This is a genomic window from Collinsella sp. AF36-3AT, from assembly GCF_003475205.1.
Lineage (GTDB): Bacteria > Actinomycetota > Coriobacteriia > Coriobacteriales > Coriobacteriaceae > Collinsella > Collinsella aerofaciens_AF.
Map to the genome: position 1 here is coordinate 149586 of NZ_QROZ01000004.1, position 19622 is coordinate 169207.

17 protein-coding genes and 1 tRNA gene are annotated in these 19622 nt (G+C 59.3%); 13 read left to right on the forward strand and 5 right to left on the reverse strand.

The features are described from left to right. Nucleotides 1-2 precede the first annotated feature (2 nt). The 10 genes from DW003_RS05570 (at nucleotide 3) to glf (ending at nucleotide 10308) form a co-directional block, all read left to right on the forward strand. Nucleotides 3-917, forward strand: coding sequence for a prephenate dehydrogenase/arogenate dehydrogenase family protein (locus DW003_RS05570; protein WP_118387992.1), 915 nt, complete (start codon nucleotides 3-5; stop codon nucleotides 915-917). 36 nt (nucleotides 918-953) lie between these two features. Then, nucleotides 954-2060, forward strand: a complete 1107-nt coding sequence (gene aroB, locus DW003_RS05575; RefSeq protein WP_118387994.1) for a 3-dehydroquinate synthase — start codon at nucleotides 954-956, stop codon at nucleotides 2058-2060. Continuing rightward, nucleotides 2054-3373: a 3-phosphoshikimate 1-carboxyvinyltransferase gene (gene aroA / locus DW003_RS05580; RefSeq protein WP_118387996.1), complete on the forward strand. Its 1320-nt coding sequence runs from the start codon at nucleotides 2054-2056 to the stop codon at nucleotides 3371-3373. The genes aroB and aroA overlap by 7 nt, the downstream gene beginning before the upstream one ends. 1 nt (nucleotide 3374) lies before the next feature. Then, entirely contained in the window at nucleotides 3375-4472 is a 1098-nt protein-coding gene (gene aroC / locus DW003_RS05585; RefSeq protein ID WP_118387998.1) for a chorismate synthase, read from the forward strand. Between the two features lie 43 nt (nucleotides 4473-4515). Beyond that, nucleotides 4516-5661: a prephenate dehydratase gene (gene pheA, locus DW003_RS05590; protein WP_118385163.1), complete on the forward strand. Its 1146-nt coding sequence runs from the start codon at nucleotides 4516-4518 to the stop codon at nucleotides 5659-5661. Next, nucleotides 5662-6900 (forward strand): shikimate kinase, encoded by a 1239-nt coding sequence (locus DW003_RS05595; RefSeq protein ID WP_118388000.1) that lies wholly within the window; start codon nucleotides 5662-5664, stop codon nucleotides 6898-6900. It begins immediately after the preceding gene. A 99-nt stretch (nucleotides 6901-6999) separates the two neighbouring features. Then, nucleotides 7000-7437: a type II 3-dehydroquinate dehydratase gene (aroQ, locus tag DW003_RS05600; protein WP_117583259.1), complete on the forward strand. Its 438-nt coding sequence runs from the start codon at nucleotides 7000-7002 to the stop codon at nucleotides 7435-7437. 131 nt (nucleotides 7438-7568) lie between these two features. Beyond that, on the forward strand, nucleotides 7569-8018 hold the full coding sequence (locus DW003_RS05605; protein WP_117646372.1) for a DUF4869 domain-containing protein: 450 nt from the start codon (nucleotides 7569-7571) through the stop codon (nucleotides 8016-8018). Continuing rightward, a complete protein-coding gene (locus DW003_RS05610) occupies nucleotides 8018-9019 on the forward strand; it encodes a translation initiation factor 2 (RefSeq protein WP_118388002.1) in 1002 nt (333 codons plus the stop codon). Before DW003_RS05605 ends, DW003_RS05610 begins: the two co-directional genes overlap by 1 nt. 164 nt (nucleotides 9020-9183) lie before the next feature. Next, nucleotides 9184-10308 (forward strand): UDP-galactopyranose mutase, encoded by a 1125-nt coding sequence (gene glf / locus DW003_RS05615; protein ID WP_118388004.1) that lies wholly within the window; start codon nucleotides 9184-9186, stop codon nucleotides 10306-10308. Between the two features lie 87 nt (nucleotides 10309-10395). Here glf and DW003_RS05620 read toward each other — a convergent pair whose 3' ends face one another. From DW003_RS05620 to DW003_RS05635, 4 genes are all read right to left on the reverse strand, one after another. Then, on the reverse strand, nucleotides 10396-11577 hold the full coding sequence (locus DW003_RS05620; protein WP_118388006.1) for an AAA family ATPase: 1182 nt from the start codon (nucleotides 11575-11577) through the stop codon (nucleotides 10396-10398). A 229-nt stretch (nucleotides 11578-11806) separates the two neighbouring features. Further along, nucleotides 11807-11883 (reverse strand) — tRNA-Arg (locus DW003_RS05625). A gap of 54 nt (nucleotides 11884-11937) precedes the next feature. Continuing rightward, nucleotides 11938-12705 (reverse strand): ABC transporter ATP-binding protein, encoded by a 768-nt coding sequence (locus DW003_RS05630; protein ID WP_006236046.1) that lies wholly within the window; start codon nucleotides 12703-12705, stop codon nucleotides 11938-11940. 11 nt (nucleotides 12706-12716) lie between these two features. Beyond that, complete coding sequence (locus DW003_RS05635) at nucleotides 12717-13562, reverse strand: ABC transporter permease (protein ID WP_022094778.1); 846 nt, start codon at nucleotides 13560-13562, stop codon at nucleotides 12717-12719. Nucleotides 13563-13722: 160 nt separating this feature from the next. Between DW003_RS05635 and DW003_RS05640 the strand changes: the two genes are divergently transcribed. Genes DW003_RS05640 through DW003_RS05650 form a run of 3 tightly spaced genes read left to right on the forward strand, consistent with a single transcriptional unit; the run spans nucleotide 13723 to nucleotide 18054 of the window. After that, nucleotides 13723-14685: a glycosyltransferase family 2 protein gene (locus DW003_RS05640; RefSeq protein ID WP_118388008.1), complete on the forward strand. Its 963-nt coding sequence runs from the start codon at nucleotides 13723-13725 to the stop codon at nucleotides 14683-14685. 5 nt (nucleotides 14686-14690) lie between these two features. Continuing rightward, a complete protein-coding gene (locus DW003_RS05645) occupies nucleotides 14691-15659 on the forward strand; it encodes a glycosyltransferase family 2 protein (protein ID WP_118388010.1) in 969 nt (322 codons plus the stop codon). Further along, nucleotides 15643-18054: a YfhO family protein gene (locus tag DW003_RS05650; protein WP_118388012.1), complete on the forward strand. Its 2412-nt coding sequence runs from the start codon at nucleotides 15643-15645 to the stop codon at nucleotides 18052-18054. Before DW003_RS05645 ends, DW003_RS05650 begins: the two co-directional genes overlap by 17 nt. A gap of 37 nt (nucleotides 18055-18091) precedes the next feature. On the opposite strand, the gene DW003_RS05655 is transcribed toward DW003_RS05650, so the two are convergent. Beyond that, on the reverse strand, nucleotides 18092-19546 hold the full coding sequence (locus DW003_RS05655) for a sugar nucleotide-binding protein (protein ID WP_118388014.1): 1455 nt from the start codon (nucleotides 19544-19546) through the stop codon (nucleotides 18092-18094). Between the last annotated feature and the right edge of the window lie 76 nt (nucleotides 19547-19622).

Here is a 19622-nt window from a genome sequence, read left to right on the forward strand (position 1 = left end):
CCATGGGTACCGTGAGAAACGCGCGCGTTAACCAGGGTGGCCCCAAGTGCGCCGGCGTCGTGGGCCTGGGCCTCATTGGCGGCAGCTTTGCCCGCGGCTATGCGCAGGCGGGCGTCCGCGTGCTGGCCTGGGACCCCGATGACGACGTCATGACGGCCGCCAGTATGGGCACCGTTGCCGGCGAGCTCAACGACGAGACGCTCGGCGAATGCGACATCATCGTGCTGGCCTGCTACCCCGAGGCATGCATCGAGTGGCTCGAGGCGCACGCCCAAGCGCTCGCCGACGCCACCGATACCGAGGCCATCATGGGCCCCGTGGTGATCGACACGGTGGGCGTCAAGGGCATCGTGTGCGAGCGCGCCTTTGAGCTTGCCCGCGAGCACGGCTTTTACTTTGTGGGCGCGCACCCCATGGCGGGCACCCAGTTCTCGGGCTACGCTCACTCCCGCGCCGACCTGTTCCAGGGCGCTCCCCTGGTGCTCGTTCCACCCGCGGTAGACGATGCCCTTAAGCTCGAGCTCTTGGGCCAGGTGCGCGAGATGGTGCGCCCCTTGGGCTTTGGCAAGTTCAGCGTGACCAGCGCCGCCGAGCACGACCGCGTCATCGCCTTTACGAGCCAGCTCGCGCATGTCGTCTCAAACGCCTATGTTAAGAGCCCGACCGCTCAGGTTCACCACGGCTTTTCGGCCGGCAGCTACCGCGACCTCACCCGCGTAGCGCACCTCAATCCGCAGATGTGGTCCGAGCTCATGATCGACGACGCCAATGCGCTCGCCTTCGAGATCGACCATCTGATCGAATCGCTCGGCGCCTACAGCCGCGCGCTCAAGGACCGCGACCAGCGCTATCTGGAGAACCTCCTTGCCGAGGGCGACCGCATTAAGCGCGCACTCGACGACGAGGCCTCCCACTAGACCACCCATCACGCCAGGTCGAAAGGACCGAAGCTTATGGCGATTACCATCGATATCGACACCGCACGCCCCTACCAGGTGCATGTGGGCACGTTTTTGCTGGAGCAGGCAGGCCCGCTCGTCCGCGCCACCGCCGGCGGCACCCGCGCCGTCATCGTGACAGACACCAACGTGGGCCCGCTCTACCAGATGCCCGTTAAGCAGAGCCTGGAGGCGTCAGGCTACGAGGTGAGCATCTGCACCTTCGAGGCCGGCGAGGCCCATAAGCGCGCCGAGACCTATGTTGCCATTTTGGAGTTTGTGGCCGAGCACGAGCTTTCGCGCTCCGACGTGATCGTGGCACTCGGCGGCGGCGTCGTGGGCGACGTGGCGGGCTTTGTGGCCGCCACCTACATGCGCGGCTGCAAGTTTGTGCAGATCCCGACGAGCCTGCTCGCCATGGTGGATTCGTCGGTGGGAGGCAAGACCGCCATAGACCTGGCTGCCGGCAAGAACTTGGCCGGCGCCTTTTGGCAGCCGAGCGTGGTTATCGCCGACGTGGGGTGCCTGGCCACCCTCACGCCCGAGCAGTTCGCCGACGGCTGCGGCGAGGTCGTCAAGCACGCCGTGATCGCCGACCCGGAGCTTTTCGCCGAGCTGGAGAAGACCCCGCTCACGCTGGAGCTGCTCAACCGCGATGTGGCCCGCGTAGCGCTCATCATCGCCCGCAATATCGACATCAAGCGCGCCGTGGTCGTCGCCGACGAGCGCGAAACCAACCAGCGCAAGCTCCTCAACTTTGGACACAGCGCCGGACACGCCGTCGAGGCCTGCGAGCACTTTGAGCTGGGACACGGCAACTGCGTGTCGATCGGCATGGGCATCATCACGCGCGCCGCGGCCCTGCACGGCGTCTGCGATGCCGCACTGCCCGGTCGTATTGAGGAGCTCTGCGCCCGCCATAGCCTCAAGACCCGCTGCGACCTAGATGCCGATACCGTCTTTGCCGAGGCGCTCCACGACAAGAAGCGCGCGGGCGACACCATCGACCTGGTGATTCCGCACGGCATTGGCCGCTGCAGCATCGACCGCACACCGCTTTCCACTTTCCACGAACTCATTGCCGAGGGCCTCGGCCAGAAGGGAGACGCATCCGCATGCTAGCCCGCATCACCCCGTCCCCGCTCAAGGGCACCGTTCCCGCCATCGCGTCCAAGTCGATGGCGCATCGCCTGATCATCTGCGCTGCGCTTGCCAACGGCGAGACGCACGTCACCTGCAACACCACCTGCGCCGACATCGAGGCCACGGTGCGCTGCCTTACGGCACTGGGGGCTCGCATCAAGACCGTCGAGGACGGCTTCCAGGTCCACCCCACCATGAAGAGTGTTGAGTTTGGCCTGCTCAAGGCCCTTGCCGGCGGCACGCTTGACTGCGGTGAAAGCGGCTCCACGCTCCGCTTTATGTTGCCCGTCGCCTGCGCGCTGGGCGCAGAAGCAACTTTTGTGGGTCAGGGACGCTTGGGCGCCCGCCCACTCTCCCCGCTCTCGGACGAGATCATCGCCGCCGGCTGCGACCTGCAGGGTCTGGGCGGTTTTCCGCTCAAGACGAGCGGACGCATGCGCCCGGGCACTTTTGTGCTTCCGGGCAACGTGAGCTCGCAGTATATCTCCGGCCTGCTGCTGGCAGCCCCGCTGCTGGCCCAGCCCTCCTGCGTGCAGGTATGCGGCCTTATCGAAAGCCGCCCCTACATCAACCTGACGATCCAGGCCATGAAGGCCTTTGGCGTCGAGGTCAACGTCGAGCGCATTCCGGCCACGGACGGCCAGCTCGAGGTCACGAACTTCCGCGTGAGCAGTGGCTCGTACCGCACGCCCGGCAGCGTAGCCGTCGAGGGCGACTGGTCCAACGCCGCCTTTTGGCTGTGCGCCGGTGCCATCGGCACCGACCCCATCACCGTCGAGGGCGTGTCGCTAAGCTCCGCACAGGGCGACCGTAACGTGCTTGCCGCGCTTTCGCGCTTTGGCGCCCGCATCGTGCGCTCCACCAACGCCGCCACCGTGCAGTCCGACAAGCTCGCCGGCTTTGAGATGAGTGCCCACGACATTCCGGACCTGGTGCCCGTCATCTCGGCCGTGGCCTCGTTGGCACAGGGCCGCACCTTTATTCGCGATTGCGCCCGTCTGCGCATCAAGGAATCCGACCGTCTGGTCACCACCACCCGCGAGCTCACCGCGCTGGGCGCGCAGGTACGAATTGCCGGCGATGACCTCATCATCAAGGGTGTCGATGCCTTCACCGGCGGCGAGGTCGATTCGCACAACGACCATCGCATCGCCATGATGGCCGCTATCGCCGCGAGCCGCGCCACCGGCGAGGTCGTGATCCACGGCACCGAGGCCGTCAACAAGTCCTATCCCGATTTCTTCGACCACTACCGCCTGCTGGGCGGCAAGGTCACACTCGAGGAGGAATAGCATGTCCTCGACCTTTGGCAACGTCTTGCACGTAAGCATCTTCGGCCAGTCGCACTCCCCCGCCATCGGCTGCTCCCTCGATGGCATTCCGGCGGGCATCGCTGTTGACCAGGAGCAGCTGCAGGCCTTCCTTGACCGTCGTGCCCCCGGTCGCGACGAGACCGCGACCAAACGCCGCGAGGCCGACGCCGCCCACATCATCGCCGGTGTGGTCGATGGACATACCACCGGCGCGCCCATTGCCGCGATTATCGAGAACACCAACACGCGCTCCAAGGATTACTCCGAACTGCGCCGCAAGCCCCGCCCCGGACATGCGGACTTCCCTGCGCGCGTGAAGTATCACAACATGCACGATGTCGCCGGCGGCGGACACTTCTCCGGCCGCCTAACGGCACCCCTGTGCATCGCCGGCGGCATTGCGCTGCAGGCACTCGAGGCCCGCGGCATTAACGTGATGGCGCACGTCGCGCAGATCGGCGGCATCTCCGACCTGCCGATGGACGACATGGTCTATCGCGAGGCCGACCGCAAGGCGATCCTTACGAACGATCTGCCGTGCATTGACGCCGCCGCCGCCGGCCGCATGCACGAGGAAATCCTAGCCGCGCGCGACGAACTCGACAGCATCGGCGGCATCGTGGAGTGCGGCATTTACGGGCTTCCTGCGGGCATCGGCGACCCCATGTTCGATGGCATCGAGAACCGCATCGCGCAAATCGCGTTTGGCATTCCCGCCGTAAAGGGCGTGGAGTTTGGCATGGGCTTTGCCGTGGCCGCCATGCGTGGCAGCGAGAACAACGATCCGTATCGCATCGATGCCGAGACCGGCGAGATCGAGGTCGAGTCCAACAACGCCGGCGGCATCCTGGGCGGTATTTCGACCGGCGCGCCCGTCATGTGGCGCATGGCCGTAAAGCCGACGCCCTCAATTGGCCGCGAGCAGCAGACGGTGGACATGGACGCTATGGAAAATGCCGAGCTCTCGGTCCACGGCCGCCACGATCCCTGCATCGTCCCCCGAGCCGTCCCCGTAGCCGAGGCAGCCGCCGCCCTTGCCATCTGGGACGCCCTCCTCGAAGACGCCGCCCAGCGCTAACTACCCACCCCTCAACATCCCCCGACACGTGAAAGGGGTCTCCATGGACCTTGCTGACATCCGCCAGGCCATCGATGGCATCGACGCCACGCTCCTCAACAGCTTTGTCGAGCGCATGGACATTGCCACCGAGGTCGCCAAGTCAAAAATCGAGATGGGCAAGGCCGTCTTCGACCCCGCCCGTGAGCGCTCCAAGCTCAACAACCTCGCCAGCCGCGCGCCCGAGCGCTATGAGGCACAGACCATCACCCTGTTCCGCTTGCTCATGAGCATGAGCAAGGCCGAGCAGCAGCGCTACATCAACGAGCTCAAGGGCATCACCGTCTCGCAAAAGGCCCACGCCACGGCTACAGCCTCCGACACGCCCTTCCCTCAAACGGCCACCGTCGCCTGCCAGGGCGTCGAGGGCGCTTACAGCCAAATCGCCGCGTGCAAGCTCTTCGACGTGCCCGACATCGCGTTTTTCGAGACCTTCGAGGGCGTCATGCGCGCCGTACGTGACGGCTTCTGCGAGTTTGGCGTGCTGCCCATCGAAAACTCCACCGCGGGTTCCGTCAACGCCGTCTACGACCTGCTCGCACAGTTCGATTTCCATATCGTGCGCTCGCTGCGCCTCAAGATCGACCATAACCTGCTCGTCAAACCCGGCACCAAGCTCGCAGACGTGCGTGAGGTCTACAGCCACGGCCAAGCCATTGCCCAGTGCGCCGGCTTTATCGAAGCCCACGACCTGCACGCCACCAAGTACCCCAACACGGCCATGTCGGCCGAGATGGTCGCTAACTCCGACCGCACCGACGTTGCCGCCATCGCCTCGCGCAGCTGTGCCGCACTGTATGGCCTGGAGATACTGGAATCCAACATCCAGGACTCGGACAACAACTACACGCGCTTTGTCGTCATCAGCCGCGAGCCACGCGTCTACCCCGGTGCCAACCGCACCTCGCTCATGATCACCACGACCAACGAGCCGGGCGCCCTCTACCGGGTGCTCGAGCGCTTCTACGCCCTCAACATCAACCTCATCAAGCTCGAGAGCCGCCCCATCCCCGGCCGCGACTTTGAGTTTATGTTCTACTTTGACCTGGACTGCCCCTTTGGCAGCAGGGCCCTCGACGACCTGCTCGATTCCATCGACGACGTGTGCGAGAGCTTTACCTACTTTGGCAGCTACACGGAGGTGCTCTAGATGAACGATGTCGCCGCAACCCGCCCCTACGGCGTGCTGGGCCGCGTGCTGGGCCACAGCTACACGCCGACCATCTACAAGGAGCTCGCGGGGCTCGAATACGTGCGTTTTGAGCGCGAGCCCGAGGACCTCCAGGCCTTTATGACGGGCGACGAATGGGAGGGCACCAACGTGACCATCCCCTACAAGCGCGCCGTCATGGAGTATCTGGACGAGCTGAGTCCGCTCGCCGAGCGCATGGGCAACGTCAACACCATCACACGCCTGCCTGACGGTTGTTTGCGCGGCGACAACACCGACTACTTTGGTTTTCAGTGTCTGGTCGAGGAGCTGGGGGTTGATGTTGCCGGCAAGAAGGCTCTCGTGCTCGGAGCCACCGGCGGCGCGGGTACTACGGCCAGTATGGTGCTCGGCGATCTGGGCGCCACCGTCGTGCCCGTGGGCCGCACGAGCCAGGTCAACTACGACAATATCTCGCAGCAGTCCGACGCTGCCCTGCTCGTCAACTGCACGCCCGCCGGCATGTTCCCCCACTGTCCCGACGCCCCCTGCACACTCGAGGGGCTCAATGCGCTCGAGGGCGTTATCGACATTGTCTACAACCCCGCTCGCACGGGACTCATGCTCGAGGCCGAGCGCCGCGACATCCCCTGCATCGGCGGTCTGCTCATGCTCGTGGCCCAGGCGGCGCAAGCCGTTGAGCGCTACACCGGCCAGGTCACTCCGCGCGAGCGCATTCTGGACGTAACGGAGCGCCTGTCACGCCGCGAACAGAACATCGCGCTGATCGGCATGCCGGGCTCGGGCAAGACCCGTGTGGGCGAGCAGATTGCCCTGCTCACGGGGCGAGAGCACATCGATCTGGATCGCGCCCTCGAGGAGCGCCTGGGCATGCCCTGCGCCGACTTTATCGTCGAGCGCGGCGAGGCGGCGTTCCGCGAACAGGAGACGGCGGCGCTGGCCGACATCTCCAAGCGCAGCGGCCTGGTGCTTTCCACCGGCGGCGGCGTGGTCACGCGCGACGAGAACTACCCGCTGCTGCACCAGAACAGCCAGATTGTGATGCTCAATCGCAAGCTCGACGAGCTCGCCCACAAGGGCCGCCCCATCACGGCGCGCGATGGCATCGACAAGCTCGCCGAGCAGCGCATGCCGCGCTACCGCTCCTGGGCCGACTACATCATCGACTCACGCGACTGCGCCGCCAAAACCGCGGCCGCCATCGTCGAGACCCTCTAACCTGCCAAAAAGGGACAGGTTTATTTTGGCAGGTTTTACCTGGGCAAACGTCGAAGACCACAAGACCGGCCACGCCAACCAACCACAAAGGAAGCAACCATGAAAGCACTCGTCATTAACGGCCCCAACCTCAACATGCTCGGCATTCGCGAGCCGGGCATCTATGGCAGCGACAACTATGACCGCTTAGTGCAGATCTGCCAGGAAGCGGGCGCCGCACAGGGCTTCGACGAGGTCGAGGTCTTCCAGTCCAACCACGAGGGCAGCATCGTCGACAAGATCCAGGAGGCCTACGGCAAGGTCGACGGCATCGTCATCAACCCGGCGGCCTACACGCACACGAGCGTCGCGATCCTCGATGCCCTCAAGGCCGTCGCCATCCCTGCCGTCGAGGTCCACATCAGCGCCGTCGAGACCCGCGAGGACTTCCGCCAGGTGAGCTATGCACGCCTAGCCTGCTTCGCCACCATCACCGGCGAAGGCCTGCAGGGGTATGCCCACGCGTTGGAGCTGCTGAAAGAGCGTCTCGAAAAGTAGCTTCGCGAGCAAATCCATCAACGCCGATTCGCACGCTAATATAGCCAGTGCCGCCAGCAGCAACCTCGCTACTGGCGGCACTTTATTACTAGCATATAATCGTTGCAGTCACACAACGTCTGGAGACGCGCATGTTAAGCATCCATCTGGGGGATTACCCCGGTTCTATCTACGATACCGAAACCTATTTTAGGAACTCATACTTGGACTCATGGTTCGAAGATCCTATGGCCGCACAGATTATTAAAAGCGTGGACGGATCAGAGCTCATCGGCCCCCACAACATCGTAAGCAAGCAGCTGGGCTCAATCACCCCACTCGAACTGTCCGGCGGCGTCAAGACGCTGCTGTTAGTACGCAATCTCCCAAATATGGTGTTCAACGCATCTACCTGCGGAGACAACTGTGCCCGCTGGCTACTCAAGATCGGCAAAGAGCAGGATGTGCTGGTGACCCTTTACCACATCATGAAGTTCCCCTGGAAGAATTTTGAAATCCGCATTGAAAACGATAACCGCATCGTCAGAAACATGCAGGAGTTTGTTGGCGCCACGAATGACTTTTTGGATGTTGATGAGTAATGAAGGGAACGCATACCGTTGTCGTAGAGCGTGCAAAGGTCAAATACACACTCACCTTTAAACGCAACATTTCCTTCATTCGCGGCAACAGCGGCACGGGCAAAACGACGCTTATCTCGATGATTCGCGACTACAACGACCGAGGACCGGAAAGCGGCGTTACACTCAGCTGCGACGTGCCCTGCGAAACGCTTTCCGGCAGACGTTGGAAGCGCGAGCTTTCGATTATCGAGGACTCAATAATCTTTTTAGATGAGGGCAACGAATTTATCTACTCAAAAGACTTCGCAAAAGCCGTTAACGGGTCGTCCAACTATTTTGTTCTGATATCTCGTCGAGACGCCAGCGAGCTCCCCTACAGTGTCGACGAAATCCTAAAGCTGGTAAACACCACGAGTAAAACAATCAATGGTCGAAAGAGCGATAAACGCTTCTACTCGGTAACAAAACCGATATACAGCCACACAGCAAACATGCTTTACCAGGACCTAAATGTTGGATTCGAGGCACCCGACGCCGTAGTTGTTGAGGATAGCAAATCTGGCTATCAATTCTACGACGCTCTTTGCAACCGACTCGGGATCCCCTGCTATACCGCCACCGGCGTTGCGAATCTAAAACGTACGATTCACGAATGTCCCGAGCAAAACATCCTTGCTATTGGAGACGGAGCAGCATTTGGTCCCTACATCGAAAAGGTGCTCGGACAGCGCGTTTACAAGAACGTTCGCCTATTCCTCCCGGAATCGTTTGAGTGGACACTCCTGCGCTCCGAGCTCATACCCAGCAGCGACATTCCCAAAATCCTCGAGGACCCCTCAAGCTATATCGAAAGTCGCGATTATTTAAGCTGGGAGCGGTTCTTCACCGATGTGCTGGTCAAATACTCAGCAGACACTCGCTACGCTTACAAAAAGGCGCGACTCAACGAGCAGTACCTAAAGCCGCAGGCAATGAATGCCGTATCGAAAGTCTTACCGGAGTGTTTGAAGACGAATTAGCAGATTCTTTAAATCATCTAGAAACCGGGGCTATGCACATGAGCTGAAGCTGCTGAAAGAAAGCCTACAACACGCCTGGTACACTAATCCTTGGAACAGAATTATCAGGTTTATTTGTCCCAAATCTTAAGTAACTGTTTGATTACATACAAAGGAGCACATCCATGTCCCAGTTCGATTATCTCGTCGTCGGTGCCGGCCTTTCGGGCGCCGTCTTTGCCAACGCCGCCAGGCGCGCCGGCAAGTCGGTCCTGGTCATCGATCGCCGCGATCACATCGCCGGCAACATCTACACCGAGGACGTCGAGGGCATCCAGGTCCACCGCTACGGCGCGCATATCTTCCACACCTCCATGAAGGACGTCTGGGACTACGTCAACCGCTTCGCCGAGTTCAACAATTATGTCAACTCGCCGGTCGCCAACTTCCGCGGCAGCATGTACAACATGCCCTTCAACATGAACACCTTCGCCAAGATGTGGCCGGGCGTCGTCACGCCGGCTGACGCCAAGGCCAAGATCGCCGAGCAGGTGGCCGCCGAGAACATCGGCGAGCCTCAGAACCTCGAGGAGCAGGCGCTGTCGCTCGTCGGCCGCGATATCTTCGAGACGCTCGTAAAGGGATATACCGAGAAGCAGTGGGGCCGCGACTGCAAGGACCTGCCCGCGAGCATCATCAAGCGCCTCCCCTGCCGCTTTACCTACGACAACAACTACTTCAACGACCGCTACCAGGGCATCCCCATGGGCGGCTACACCAGGATGGTCGCCAACATGCTCGAGGGCGTCGAGGTGCGCTGCGGCGTGGAGTACAAGGAGCTGGCCGCCGCCGAGCCCGACATCGCCGCCAGGACGATCTACTGCGGCCCCATCGACGCGTTCTACGACTTTAAGCTGGGCACGCTGGAGTACCGCAGCCTGCGTTTTGAGACCGAGACGCTCGACGAACAGGACCACCAGGGCGTGGCCGTGGTCAACTACACCGAGCGCGAGATCCCCTACACGCGCATCATCGAGCACAAGCACTTTGAGTTCGGCACGCAGGACAAGACCGTCATCACGCGCGAGTACCCGGCCGACTGGAAGCCCGGCGACGAGCCCTACTACCCCATCAACGACGCCAGGAACGAGGCCCTCTACAGGCAGTACGAGGAGCTGGCGGCGCAGGAGGGCGACGTGATCTTTGCCGGACGCCTGGGCGGCTACAAGTACTACGACATGGACAAGGCCATCGCCGCGGCCTTCGAGCTTGTCCGCAACGAACTGGGCGTGGAGCCGACTGAGGCGTAGAGGCGAGGGCTCAGCCAGCCGATATAAGCAAACAGGAGGTCTGGCGCAGCGTTCATGAGCTGCGCCAGACCTCCTGTTATTAGCGAACTAGTCAATTCGTTCTGTACGCCTCAAATATCGATCAAACTGAGGTACAGTAAAATCAACCTCTCCTCTTGCGGCGGAGTAAATCATGCCCTTGCTAATTAATTGAGCTCGTAGGGGTCCAATAGACGAAACGTCTCTCCCCATATAATGAGCCACATTCGCGAGCGTACAGGGAAGCTCGCCGCAGCGAACCATGGCAATCAAAAACTCCTTTTGCCTTGGAGTGCATCGATCGTATCTAACGCTAAAGAAACCTTCGTCAAGACGCATGTCCGTTATAGAGGTGCAGCCGAGCACGGTTTCTAGTGAAATGAACTTACTATCGGATGAAGTCCAAATGGTCGAACAAAGCTCCTGGATGAAATACGGGTAGCCCTCTGTATAGTCAATGATGACATCGACAGCCTCGTCGGAATAGCGCACATCAAGCTTTTGCGCGGGCCTGACAATAGCCTCAACCGCCTTGTCACGAGGAAGCGAATCGACCTTCACGAAGATAAACTGCCTCTCGGAATAGGTCTTGGCTTCGCCCAGCATCTTTAGAAGCTTGGGCAAGCCGGCACAGCCAAACATAACGGGAAGGCCAAGCTGGGTCGCGCGATGAAGCGCGCACGCCAAGGCTTCAAGTTCTTCTTTACTGGCATACTGCAGCTCGTCAATTCCAATAAAAATCGAAGATCCTGCAGCTTGAGCATATTTTCCTAGAACGACAAGTATATCGGTAAAATCGCCAGATAGATTATGAGACGAGGCGAGAGACGCCCCAAGAACCTCTTCATTAAAGCCCAGAGACAACGAGCCATCGCCCGCATCAACAGATAGCGTTAAGGATGCAAACAGGTTCTTAATCTGTTCCAATTTACTCTTAACGAGTTCAATTCGATTAAGCGAAGCCGATAGCGAGCAACAAGCCGAAGCCAAAGGAGCAATCAAACCCTTCTTCTCTTCGACCTCAATATGGCGGACAAGAATACCCTCGCCCTCGGCTACAGATTCGATCGAGTTAAGCAATACTGTTTTACCAACGCCTCTAAGGCCGTACAAAACAAGCGAACGGCTCTGGTAGTTCGCAGCAAGCGCCTTGAGTTGAAGAGAAGCCGCTTCGAGAATATCGTCGCGCCCGGCAAGATACTTGGGCATCGCGCCCGCACCGGGCGTATACGGATTGCGATAATCGATCATTGCAAGCTCCCAAAGAATAACGGCCGACCGACAATTTGCTATACATCATACCAAGACCGCGATAAAGCAATTGCTGCGCCGGGCTTACTTATAGGACCTCATTACATATAGCGAATAAAAAAGGCTGCAAGTCATCCCCATGTCTTGCAGCCCGAGTTTAAACAACAGCACGGTTGAGTGCTTTTAAAGCAAAGACCCGGTTTAATAGCCGGGCCTTCAAAAACTCTATTGGTGCTCCATGGCGGATTCGAACCGTCGACCTTGGGATTAGAAGTCCCCTGCTCTATCCAACTGAGCTAATGGAGCAAATAACCGCACGCCCAAGCAAGCGCAAACCTGTCAGGCGCAAGTAATTATAACCTAGTTGAACTGCTCGCGGTACGCCTTGCAGACCTCATCGACCGGGCCGTCCATGCGAAGGTCACCCTTCTCAATCCAAACGGCACGCTGGCAGATGCGTTCAACCTGCTCCATGGAGTGCGAAACGAACAGAACCGTCACGTCGCCGCTCTGGATAAAGTGCTGGATGCGGGCCTCGCACTTCTGCTGGAAGAACACATCACCGACGGACAGCGTCTCGTCAACGATCAGAATATCGGGCTCGGTAATCGTCGCGATTGCAAAGGCAATACGCGCAACCATGCCCGAGGAGAAGTTCTTAAGCGGCATGTCGACAAAGTTCTGAAGCTCAGCGAACTCGATAATGCCGTCAAAGTTGGCGTCGATGAACTCCTTGGTATAGCCGAGCAGGGCGCCGTTCAGATAGATGTTCTCGCGGGCGGTCAGCTCGGGATCAAAGCCGGCACCAAGCTCAATCAGCGGCGCGATGTTACCGTGCACCTTAACGCTGCCCTCGCTTGGCTCAAGCACGCCAGCGATAATCTTGAGCATCGTAGACTTGCCGGAGCCATTGGTGCCAACCAGACCCACGACCTCGCCACGATGAATATCAAACGAAATATGCTTAAGCGCCCTAAACTCCTCAAAGAACAACTCGTGCTTGGCGAGCTTGATGAAGTACTCCTTGAGGTTGGTCAGCGACTCAGACGCCATGTTAAAGATCATGGTGACGTCGTCGACCTCGACAGCCAGAGGCTGCTCGCTGTAATCAACAACAGATTCAGTCATCACAGCACTCCTTAGATGTAGAGGATAAATTTGCGCTCGGACTTATGGAACACGGTGTAGCCAATAATAAGCGCAAGAACCGCCCAGGCAACGCACATACCAAACGTCATGAGCGAGGGCGTAGTCTGAAACAGAAAGATATCGCGCATAAACTGCAGGTAGTTGAACATGGGGTTCGCATACATCAAGATACGCACGAGATGCGGCATTTGCGCAATATAGTCAGTCGTCCAGAAGATGGGCGTAATGTAAGTCCACGCCGTAATGACGACGCTCCATAGATGCATAACGTCGCGGAAAAAGACCGTAAGAGCAGAGAGCATCATGCCCAGGCCCATGCAGAAGCACATAAGCAGCAGCAGGCAAACCGGCAGCAGAATGAGGTGCCAAGAAGGCATAACGCGGAACCACAGCATGACGATGGCGACGGCGACCAGCGAGAAGGCAAAGTTGACCAGCGAGAAGAGCACCTTTTGCACCGGGAAGACCCAGCGGTGCACCTTAACCTTCTTGAGCAGAGGGGCAGCGCCCACGATAGACGTCAGGGCCTGGTTCGTAGACTCGGACATGACGGCAAAGGTAATGTTACCCACGATCAAGTACAGCGGGTACATCTCGGGCGTCATTGAGCCATTGCGGCCTTGGCCAAAAATCGTCGAGAACACGATGGCCATGACGATCATCATCAGCAACGGATTGAGCACCGACCATGCGACACCCAGAACGCTACGGCGATACTTGATCTTAAAATCCTTGGTAACCAGCTGACGAAGGATAAACGCATCCTTCTCAAATTCGTTCTTAGCAAACGTCGCAGGCAGACTGCGAGTTTCTTGTTGCTTTGTCTGATCCGACACGGATGCAACTCCTTTACTCGTAATCGTTGACAAACGAACAGTATAGACCCGACGGCCATGCAAACGATTCGCGCAACAAAACTGGAGAACTAACCCACATCTTAGGATGCCAAGCCCAAACGGCTATACTTTCAAGGATTGAAAGTATAAGGAGCATTGAGTGAATTCTGAATCCATCGCCGTCATCATCCCTTGCTACAACGAAGCCCTCACGATCGGCAAAGTCATCGACGACTTTCACCGCGAGCTTCCGCAAGCGACGGTCTATGTCTATGACAACAACTCGTCGGACGATACCTCACGCATCGCTACCGAGCACGGCGCCACGGTCCGCTTTGAGCCCCGCCAGGGAAAGGGCAACGTGTGCCGCCAGATGTTTCGCGACATCGACGCCGATTGCTACCTGATGGTCGACGGCGACGACACCTATCCCGCCGAGGCGGCCAAAGCCCTCTGCGAGCCCATCCTTAACGGCGCGGCCGACATGACCGTAGGCGACCGCCTTTCCAACGGCACCTACGCCGAGGAAAACAAGCGTGCTTTCCACGGCTTTGGCAACAACCTAGTTCGCGCCATGATCAAGTGGATCTATGGCTACAGCTTCGATGACGTCATGACCGGCTACCGCGCCATGAGCCGCCCGTTCGTTAAAACCTTCCCTGTGCTTTCCGAGGGTTTCCAGATTGAAACCGAGCTCTCGATCCACGCCGTCGACCACCGCTGGCGCATCAAAGATGTGCCCATCGAGTACCGCGACCGTCCGGAAGGCTCCGAGTCCAAGCTCAATACCGTGAGCGACGGCATTAAAGTCGTTGCGATGATCGGCACGCTGTTCAAGGACTACCGTCCGCTCAAATTCTTCAGCCTGGTCGCGCTTCTGTTTGCGATTATCGGCCTCGCCCTGGGCATCCCCATCGTCGTCGAATATTTCCAGACCGGTCTCGTCCCCCGCTTCCCCACTGCAATGCTCGCCGCATCTTTCATGTTCCTTTGTGGCCTGAGTCTCGCGACGGGGCTTATCCTTGATTCCGTTGCAAAGGTTGAGCGTAAACAGTGGGAGGTCAACGTGTATAACACATATGGCTGCAGCATTCCCTCCAGCGCAAATAAAAACGAGAGGTAAGTCACATGCCGCTCATCTCCATCGTCGTGCCGTGTTACAACGAGCAGGAATCACTTCCGATCTTTCTCAAAGAGCTCGATGGCGTCGTTCGCATCATGACCCGGCAAGACCCCGGCATCTCCTTTGAAGCCGTCCTCATCGACGATGGCTCGGCAGACAAAACGCTCGCCGTCATGAAGGCAGAAGCTGCGGCGGCGCATCCATACGCCATCCGCTGGCACTCTTTCTCGCGCAACTTTGGCAAGGAGGCGGCACTACTCGCCGGACTCCAGCACGCAAAGGGCGACTATGTCGCCACCATGGATGCCGACATGCAGGACCCGCCCTCGCTCCTGCCGCAGATGTACGAGATCTTGCAAACCGAAGACTACGATAACGTCGCCACACGCAGGACCACCCGCGAAGGCGAGCCTCCCATCAGGTCGTTCTGCGCCCGTATGTTCTACAAGATCATCAACCGCATTTCCAAGACCGACATCGTCGACGGAGCACGCGATTTTAGGCTCATGAAGCAACCTATGGTCAACGCCATCATCTCCATGGGCGAATACAATCGATTCTCCAAGGGCATCTACGGCTGGGTCGGCTTCAAGACCAAATGGCTCCCCTACGTAAACGTCAACCGCGTGGCCGGTGAGACCAAATGGAGCTTTTGGTCGCTGCTCCTCTATTCCATCGACGGCATCGTCGCGTTTTCCACGGCGCCACTCTCCCTCGCCGCCCTCACGGGTATCGTCTTCTGCCTCATCGCCATCATGGGATTTATCGTCATCCTGGTCAAAACGCTTGTTTGGGGCGATCCCGTAGGCGGATGGCCCTCCCTTGCCTGCCTCATTACGCTGTTTGGCGGCATGCAGCTCCTGTGCCTGGGAATCATTGGCGAGTACCTAGCAAAAGCCTACTTGGAGGCCAAGCACCGCCCCATCTATATCATTCGAGAATCCAACGAGGAATCTGATGACACGGCCCAATAACAGCACGCTCAAGAATGTGGCGTTCTACGCCGCCTGCTTCACGTTTTCCATCGCATTTTTTGTCGCACTTGCAGAGGCGGGGCATGTCTACCCCTTTGGCGACAACTCGTTTCTCACCAACGATCTCAAATACCAATACATCGACTTCTTCGCGTGGTTTCGCCGCGTCCTTTTAGGCGAGGCAAACCTTCGCTATTCCTTCTCACAGGGCCTCGGTATGAACACATGGGGGCTCTATAGCTACTACCTCGCCAGCCCCTTCAACCTGCTCTGCGTGCTGTTTCCCGCAGACAAGCTGACGCTCTTCGTATTTGCCATAACCGCGCTCAAGCTTGGCTGCATCCACATCAGCAGCGCTTGGTATGTGCAAAAGCGCTTTGACCTTTCCAAGCCCGCCGCATTCTTGCTATCCCTCTCGTTCACGTTTTGCAGCTGGACCATCAGCAACCTGCGCAACCCACTCTGGATTGATTGCCTGATCCTGCTGCCCATCTGCGCCTACGGATGCCACGAGCTCATCCGCAAGCAGCGCATGATCCGCCTCGTCATCACAACGGCGCTCAATGTCATGTTCTGCTGGTATACGGCCTACATCAGCATCCTGTTCCTCTGCATCTTCGTATTGGTCGAATTTGTCGATTATGTTGCAGAAGAAGGTTTTAGCTGGAAGCTCATGCTCGATCGGGCCCTGCGATTCGCAGGCGCCATCGTGCTCGGGCTACTTCTGTCCGCTTGGACCTTTTTGCCGACCATCCTTGCCATGTCCAAGGGCGGCCCCGTCCTAGCCCTCGGGCCGCTGCTTAAAACCAGCCTCAGATCGCTCATCAGGGGCTTTCTCCCTGGCATGTGGGTGAACAACGATAGTACACCGCAGTTCTATTGCGGCGTCATCATGATGCTGCTCGCGGTGAGCCTGCTGTTTAACCGCACGGTTTCGATCAAGACACGCATCGCAACGCTCGTCGTCACGATAATCCTGGTCGCCAGCTCCGTTTTGAGCCCGCTCGAGTACATCTGGTGCGGCATGCGCGTGCCCAACGGATTCTATTCGCGCACGACTTTCTTGCTGAGCTTCTTTGCGCTGTGGGCAGCGGGCTATTCGTTGCAGGTGTTCGAGGGCCAGCCCAAATTTCGTCATGCCTATCGACCAGCCGTCGTATTACCAATCCTGACAATCACCGCAATTGAGTTGTTTATCAACGCCCATGTGATGTGGAACCAACTGTACGCAGGCCATTCCGAAGAAGCCAACAGCACCTATGTCGCCACCGCAACCAACACGATCACAGCCATTCAAGACCAGGATTCTGCGTCATTCTACCGCATCGATCGAACGACCACGCGTGCCGATAGCGCCGCCCTCAACGAAGGCCTAGCGCTTGGGTACAACCAGTTGTCTTCGTATTCGTCTGCTAACAACCCACAGGCCATCGCACTGCTCAACTCCCTTGGATACAGCAGCGTCGGCGAATTCTCGACCCGTTATGCCGAGCCCATTCTCGCCGTCGATGCCCTATTGGGAGTTAAGTACGCCATTCCTGAAAACGCGCCTGCAGGATACGTTTCGGCCAAGACGAATCAGGCCGACTCCACAAGCTCGGTGTACGAGAACCCCTATGCGCTCAGCATTGGCGTCGCAGCCTCAAGCGATATCCAAAACAGCACGCTGAAGAGCGAGAACCCCTTCGAAAAGCAGAACGACCTCTACAGCAAAATCCTAGGCCGCAAGGTCGAGCTCTATACCAAGATCGAGGCCGCGAGCACGGAGAATAGCGATAGCTTAAAGCAATGGAGCGTTACTCTTCCGGCAAGCTCCATCGGGTATCTCTACATCAACAAAGATGCTACCGCCGGCAGTTATTGGCCCGTCGCCCTTACCATCGACCAGCGAGCAATCAAAAACGAGGCCTGGAGATTCGACAATAATATCCGCCAGATTGCGGATGCATCGGACACCCCGAGCCAGCATACGGTGTCAATCGGAGTCGCAGAGGGCTATACAGACATGCCCCAAGACAATGAGCCGGTCTTTTACGCCCTCAATCTGGATGTTTTCGAGCAGATTATTAACGAGCTTAAGGCGAGCGAGTTTATTACGACGGTTTTTGAGGACGGAAGGATCGAAGGCGAGTATACCGCCAAGGATGACGGCAACCTGCTGTTGAGCGTTCCGTACGATGAGGGCTGGAACGTAACGGTAAACGGAACCGCCGCAGAACTAACGCCCGCCGCCGATAAGGGCTTGTCGTCCCTGAACATGCAGAAAGGCGCGAATAAGATCGTGATGACCTACAAGACTCCGGGCGCCCTTGCGGGGCTTGCAGTGAGTCTGGCGACCGCCGCCGCCCTTGTTGCAGCGGGTCTATACGCCAGGCATAAGAAAAGCCGCCGTTAACAAGCGGCGGCTTTTTCTCTCGAAAAGTTAATAACGGCTAGAGCGTCTTGAGGTACTCCCCCAGCCCTTCCTCCCAGTCGAGCATGTGGAAGCCTGCAGCCTCGAGCTTGGACAGGTCGAGCGCCGAGTGGACCGGGCGCGGGGCGACGGGACCGGCGGCGTTCGCGTAGTAGTCGGCGGTCGAAACCGGCACGACCCTCTCGCCGTTGCCGTTGGCGGCCTCGAAGACGGCGCGTGCGATGTCCGCCCAGCTCCTCACGGCCCCGGAGCCGGTGCAGTTATAAGTGCCGTAGGGGGCGTGCGTCCCCAGCACGTGGAAGATGGCCTCGGCCATGTCGCGCGTGAAGGTCAGGCGGCCCAGCTGGTCGTCCACGACGGTGATCTTGTCCAGTTTGTCGTCCGGGTCGGCGACGCGGTCGGACAGGCACTTCATGGTCTTCACGAAGTTGTGTCCCTCGCCGATGACCCAGGAGCTGCGCATGATGTAGTGGCGCGGGCACCCCGCGACGGCGATGTCGCCGGCGGCCTTGGTCTGGCCGTAGACGGACAGCGGAGAGAACGGCTCGTCCTCCGTATGGACCTCGGCGGTGCCGTCGAAGACGTAGTCGCTGGACACGTGGACCAGGGTGATGCCGTACCCGGCGCAGGTGCGTGCGAGAAGGGCGGGCCCCGTCGCGTTGGCCTTCCAGGCGGTCACGCGGCCCTCAGGGGCCTCCGCCTTATCGACGGCCGTGTAGGCGCCGCAGTTGATCACGGTGCCGTAGAGCGACCAGTCGTACTGCGCGTAGGCCGCCGGGTCGGACATGTCGAAGGTGTCGATGTCGCAGAAGTCGAAGTCCTTGGCGACGCCGCGCTCCTCGGCGAGCGCGCGGACCGCATGACCCAGCTGGCCGTTGCAGCCGGTGACGAGGGTGCGCCTGGGCGCCATGGGGATGACGTCCTTGAGCATCGGGTGGTTTTTGTCCGCCTCGGAGACGGTGGCCTGATCCAGCGGGATGGGCCACTCGATGGCGAGCTCCGGATCGGCGAGGTTCACGAAGGTGTAGGTCCTCTTCAGCTCGAGGGACCAGTGGGCGTCCACCAGGTAGGTGTAGGCGGTGCCGTCCTCCAGGGCCTGGAAGGAGTTGCCCACGCCGCGCGGGACGTAGATGGCCTTGCTGGGATCCAGAACGGTCGTGAACACCTTCCCGTAGGTGGCGCTGCCCTCGCGCAGGTCGACCCAGGCTCCGAAGACCGAGCCGCGGGCCACGGAGATGAACTTGTCCCAGGGCTCGGCGTGGATGCCGCGGGTGACGCCGCGGCTGTCGTTGTAGGAGATGTTGTTCTGGACGACGCGGAGGTCGGGGATGCCCAGGGCGGTCATCTTGGCGCGCTGCCAGTTCTCCTTGAACCAGCCGCGCGAGTCGCCGTGGACGGCGAGGTCGACGACCTTCAGGCCCCCGATGCCGGTCTCGGCGACGGAGAGGTCCTTCTCGAATGCGATGTCTGCCATGTGGGAAAAGCTCCTATCGAAGAGGTTGGGTAACCGGGGGCGCCCGCGCGGGGACGCAGGATCATCCCCATGCCCT

Excerpts from the sequence above, each read along its gene's own strand:
- DW003_RS05595 (WP_118388000.1), top strand. The coding sequence starts at position 5,662 with ATGAACGATGTCGCCGCAACCCGCCCCTACGGCGTGCTGGGCCGCGTG.
- DW003_RS05620 (WP_118388006.1), bottom strand. The coding sequence starts at position 11,577 with ATGATCGATTATCGCAATCCGTATACGCCCGGTGCGGGCGCGATGCCC.
- DW003_RS05570 (WP_118387992.1), top strand. The coding sequence starts at position 3 with ATGGGTACCGTGAGAAACGCGCGCGTTAACCAGGGTGGCCCCAAGTGC.
- aroB (WP_118387994.1), top strand. The coding sequence starts at position 954 with ATGGCGATTACCATCGATATCGACACCGCACGCCCCTACCAGGTGCAT.
- aroQ (WP_117583259.1), top strand. The coding sequence starts at position 7,000 with ATGAAAGCACTCGTCATTAACGGCCCCAACCTCAACATGCTCGGCATT.
- DW003_RS05605 (WP_117646372.1), top strand. The coding sequence starts at position 7,569 with ATGTTAAGCATCCATCTGGGGGATTACCCCGGTTCTATCTACGATACC.
- aroA (WP_118387996.1), top strand. The coding sequence starts at position 2,054 with ATGCTAGCCCGCATCACCCCGTCCCCGCTCAAGGGCACCGTTCCCGCC.
- DW003_RS05610 (WP_118388002.1), top strand. The coding sequence starts at position 8,018 with ATGAAGGGAACGCATACCGTTGTCGTAGAGCGTGCAAAGGTCAAATAC.
- DW003_RS05645 (WP_118388010.1), top strand. The coding sequence starts at position 14,691 with ATGCCGCTCATCTCCATCGTCGTGCCGTGTTACAACGAGCAGGAATCA.
- DW003_RS05655 (WP_118388014.1), bottom strand. The coding sequence starts at position 19,546 with ATGGCAGACATCGCATTCGAGAAGGACCTCTCCGTCGCCGAGACCGGC.
- DW003_RS05650 (WP_118388012.1), top strand. The coding sequence starts at position 15,643 with ATGACACGGCCCAATAACAGCACGCTCAAGAATGTGGCGTTCTACGCC.
- glf (WP_118388004.1), top strand. The coding sequence starts at position 9,184 with ATGTCCCAGTTCGATTATCTCGTCGTCGGTGCCGGCCTTTCGGGCGCC.
- pheA (WP_118385163.1), top strand. The coding sequence starts at position 4,516 with ATGGACCTTGCTGACATCCGCCAGGCCATCGATGGCATCGACGCCACG.
- aroC (WP_118387998.1), top strand. The coding sequence starts at position 3,375 with ATGTCCTCGACCTTTGGCAACGTCTTGCACGTAAGCATCTTCGGCCAG.
- DW003_RS05630 (WP_006236046.1), bottom strand. The coding sequence starts at position 12,705 with ATGACTGAATCTGTTGTTGATTACAGCGAGCAGCCTCTGGCTGTCGAG.